The sequence below is a fragment of the Corallococcus exercitus genome (genome assembly GCF_003611585.1).
Lineage (GTDB): Bacteria > Myxococcota > Myxococcia > Myxococcales > Myxococcaceae > Corallococcus > Corallococcus exercitus.
Window position 1 is genome coordinate 1 of sequence record NZ_RAVW01000610.1, and the last position, 4,188, is coordinate 4,188.

The following is a 4,188-nucleotide window of genomic DNA, read 5'->3' on the forward strand; positions in this document are numbered from 1 at the left end:
GGGGTATCTGGAGGTGCCGCGTGCACCGGGGGCGTCGGATCAGCGGTATCTGACCGTGCCTCGCGCGGCGGGCGCCTCGGACCAGCAGTACCTGACCGCGTCCCGGGAAGCGGGCGCTTCGGACCAGCAGTACCTCACCGTCCCCAGGGCCGCGGGGGCGTCGGATCAGCGCTACCTGTCCGCGGATCGCGCGACGGGCGCTTCGGATCAGCAGTACCTCACCGTGCCCCGGGCGGCGGGCGCTTCGGATCAGCGCTACCTGTCCGTGGATCGCGCGACGGGTGCGTCGGATCAGCAGTACCTGACGGTGCCAGGAGCGGCCGGGACTTCGGACGCTCGCCATCTGGAGGAGCCGCGCGCGGCTTCGTCGCAGGGGGATGTGCTGGAAGCGCGGGACCTGCCGGTGTCGCGTCCCGCCGCCATGGCGACTTCGACTCCGGTGGGGGCCGAGGCCTCGCTCTCCTCCGGTTCGCCTGCTCCCGCGACGAGCTCCACGGAGTCGTGGCGCCCCTCGGAGCCCGAGCCTCCCAAGGATCCGTGGGCCTTGAGTGTGGCGCGCGGCCCCACCGCGTCCGAACAGCGCGCGCTCGACCGGGCCCGCGAGGCAGCGCGAGGGGCCGCACCGGCCTCCGTGCCCCCGACGAGCCCCGTGTCCGCGAAGGCCGAGGCTCCCGCCACTCCGGACACCAAGGCCGAGACCCCGACCGCTCCGAGTGCCGCGCCCTCGAAGGCAGTCGCCTCCAAGGACACCGCGCCCGCTCCCTCCGCCGCGCCTGAGAAGGCGGCCAAGACCGCGTCGGAGCCCAAGTCCCCGGGCTCCAAGTCCTCCTCCAAGTCCCGGCCCTCACGCCGTGGACGTAAGTGAACCCGCACGGCCTCTCCGACCGACCTATGAGCCTGGGCTCCCTCGCGCTGGTCCTTCACGCGCACCTGCCGTTCGTCCGCCACCCCGAATACGAAGACTTCCTCGAGGAGGACTGGCTCTACGAAGCCATCTCCGAGACGTATCTGCCGCTCTTGCGCGTGTTCGACACGCTCGTGGAGGACCGCGTCCCTTTCCGGGTGACGATGACGCTCTCGCCCACGCTCGTGTCGATGCTCAACGACGACCTCTTGCGTGAGCGCTACGCCCGGCGCCTGGACCTGCTCTGCGAGCTGGGCGCCCGCGAGGTGCACCGCACCCGCGACGACGCCACCTTCCACCCGCTGGCCGTCTTCCACCGCGACCACTTCGAATCGCTGCGCCTCGCGTACCACAACCACTACAAGCGCGACCTCGTGGCCGCGTTCCGCAGGCTCCAGGACTCCGGCTACCTGGACATCCTCACCTGCAACGCGACCCATGGCTTCCTGCCGCTGATGCAGCAGACGCCGGAGGCCGTGCGCGCCCAGGTCACCGTCGCGGCGAACCACTACCGCCAGAACTTCGGCCGCGACCCCGCGGGCATCTGGTTGGCCGAGTGCGGCTACTACCCGGGCCTGGAGCGCATCCTCTCCGCCGAGCGCATCCGCTACTTCTTCGTCGACACGCACGCGCTCACCGACGCCACGCCCCGCCCGCTGCACGGCCCCTACGCGCCCATCTTCACGGAGCCCGGCGTCGCCGCCTTCGCGAGAGACCCGGAGAGCAGCCAGCAGGTGTGGAGCACCGAGCACGGCTACCCCGGCGACCCCGTCTACCGCGAGTTCTACCGGGACATCGGCTGGGACCTGGACCTGGACTACGTCCGTCCCTTCATCCAGCCCACCGGCGACCGCAAGAACACGGGCTTCAAGTACTTCCGCATCACCGGCAAGACGAACGACAAGCAGCCCTACAACCCGGCCGCCGCCCGCGAGCGCGCCTGGGTCCACGCGGGCAACTTCCTCTTCAACCGCGAGCGTCAGTTCGAATACCTCGCGTCGCGCATGGGCGGCCGCAAGCCCGTGGTCGTCGCGCCCTATGACGCGGAGCTCTTTGGTCACTGGTGGTTCGAGGGTCCCCACTTCATCGACGCGCTCATCCGCCAGGCCGCGCGCAACCCCAGCCGCTTCCAGCTCATCAGCCCGCTGGACGACCTGCGCGAGCACCCGGAGAACCAGGTGGCCACGCCGCCCATGTCGTCCTGGGGCGCGGGCGGCTACGCGAACATGTGGCTGGACGGGACGAATGACTGGATCTACCGGCACCTGAACCACGCCGCGCGGCAGATGGTGGAGCTGGCCCGGGACTTCCCGGACGCGTCGTCCCTCAAGCGCCGGGCGCTGAACCAGGCCGCGCGCGAGCTGCTGCTCGCGCAGTCCTCCGACTGGGCCTTCATCATGAAGACCGGCACCATGGTGGACTACGCCGTGCGCCGCACGAAGGAGCACCTGCAGCGCTTCCTGCGCCTGCACGACCAGGTGCGCGCCGGCACCGTCGACGAGCCCTGGCTCTCCCACGTGGAGGCGCGCGACAACCTGTTCCCCGAGCTGGACTACCGCGTCTACAGGCCCGGTTGAGCGCTCCGGGAACAGGCGGCCGGGTTGGGGGTTCACCTCCCGTGACCGGGAGATGTCGTTCCGGTTGCGGGGCTTCGTTTCCGCTTTAGCTTGAAGGAATCCATGACCCACACGCTCCCTTCGTTCCGTCGCAAGCTCGTGGCCGCCGTGCTGGTGCTGGTGTCGCCCACGCTCGCCCTCGCGCAGGCCCCTGCTCCCCAGCCGGCCGCGCCCAAGACGCAGCAGGCGGTCTCCGGTCAGGCCGGCAACCTCCAGCCCGCCACGCGTGAGGCCCAGTCGCTGGCCTCGCTGGCGCCGCTGGTGGAGTCGGTGAAGTCCGCCGTGGTGAACGTGGACGTGCAGGCCCGTCCCGAGATGCCCGAGGGCATGGAGGACAACCCCCTCTTCGACAAGTTCTTCGGGGGCAACGGGCGGGGCCGCGGCCGCAGCGAGCGCGAGCAGATCCGCCAGGGCGCCGGGTCCGGCTTCATCATCGACCCCAAGGGCCTGGTGCTCACCAACAACCACGTCATCGAGGACGCGGTCACCATCACCATCCGCCTGGACGACGGCCGCTCGTTCACGGGCGAGGTGGTGGGGCGCGACCCGCTCACCGACGTGGCCGTGGTGAAGATCAAGGAGAAGGTGGATCAGCTCCCCACCGTGAAGCTGGGGGACTCGGACGCGGTGCGCGTGGGTGACTGGGTGCTGGCCATTGGCAACCCGTTCGGCCTGGCCTCCAGCGTGAGCGTGGGCATCCTGTCCGCGCGGGCCCGGGAAATCGGCGCCAGCGCGTACGACGACTTCCTCCAGACGGACGCGGCCATCAACCCCGGCAACTCCGGCGGCCCGCTCTTCAACATGAAGGGCGAGGTGGTGGGCATCAACACCGCCATCGTCGGCGGCGGCACGGGCATCGGCTTCTCCGTGCCCAGCAACCTCATCAAGGCGCTGCTGCCGCAGCTGGAGAAGAACGGCTCCGTCACGCGCGGCTGGCTGGGCGTGGGCATCCAGCCCCTCAACCGGGACCTGGCGCAGGCGCTGAAGCTGCCGGTGAACGAGGGCGCCATCCTCACGCAGATCAACCCCGGCTCGCCCGCGGCGAAGGCAGGGCTCAAGCCGGATGACGTGGTGGTCGCGGTGGACGGGCAGAACGTGCGCTCCGACAGCGAGCTCACCCGCACCGTGGCGCTCAAGAAGCCCGGCAGCGTGGTGACCCTGAGCCTCTACCGCGACGGCAAGAAGCAGGACGCCAAGGTGACCATGGGCACCCGGCCCGACCTGGAGGGCCTGTCCAAGAAGAAGCCGGAGGTCTCCGACGAACAGGACAGCTCGCGCCGCGTGGGCGTGTCCCTGCAGGACCTGGATGCGCGGACCGCGTCCCAGGCCGGCTTCACCGAGCGCGCTGGCGCGCTCATCACCGACATCATCCCGGGCTCGCCCGCGGACCGCGCGCAGCTGGCGCCGGGCATGCTGGTGGTGGAGGCGAACCGCAAGCCCATCGCGAGCGCGAAGGAACTGGCCTCGGTCATCCGCGCCGCGCCTGCCGGCAGCACGCTGCTGCTGCGCGTGGCCGGTCCGGGCGGTGGCCGCCTGCTGCGCGCGCTGAAGATGCCCTGACGTGGGACACAGGCCTTCCTGGCTCGACTCAACTGGCAGGGCACGGGGGTGGACGAACGTCGATGAGCGTCAACTACGTCTCGTTGGGTGACAGCACGGCGGTGGGGG

At 70.5% G+C, this 4,188-nt stretch carries 2 protein-coding genes and 1 pseudogene; all 3 read left to right on the forward strand.

Translation table 11 applies throughout. The features are described from left to right. Positions 1-865, forward strand: a pseudogene (locus D7W79_RS44080) (hypothetical protein); the annotation flags it as partial. A gap of 26 nt (positions 866-891) precedes the next feature. After that, entirely contained in the window at positions 892-2,481 is a 1,590-nt protein-coding gene (locus tag D7W79_RS39560) for a glycoside hydrolase family 57 protein (protein WP_120530390.1), read from the forward strand. A gap of 102 nt (positions 2,482-2,583) precedes the next feature. Next, complete coding sequence (locus D7W79_RS39565; protein ID WP_120530391.1) at positions 2,584-4,080, forward strand: Do family serine endopeptidase; 1,497 nt, start codon at positions 2,584-2,586, stop codon at positions 4,078-4,080. Positions 4,081-4,188: the final 108 nt, after the last annotated feature.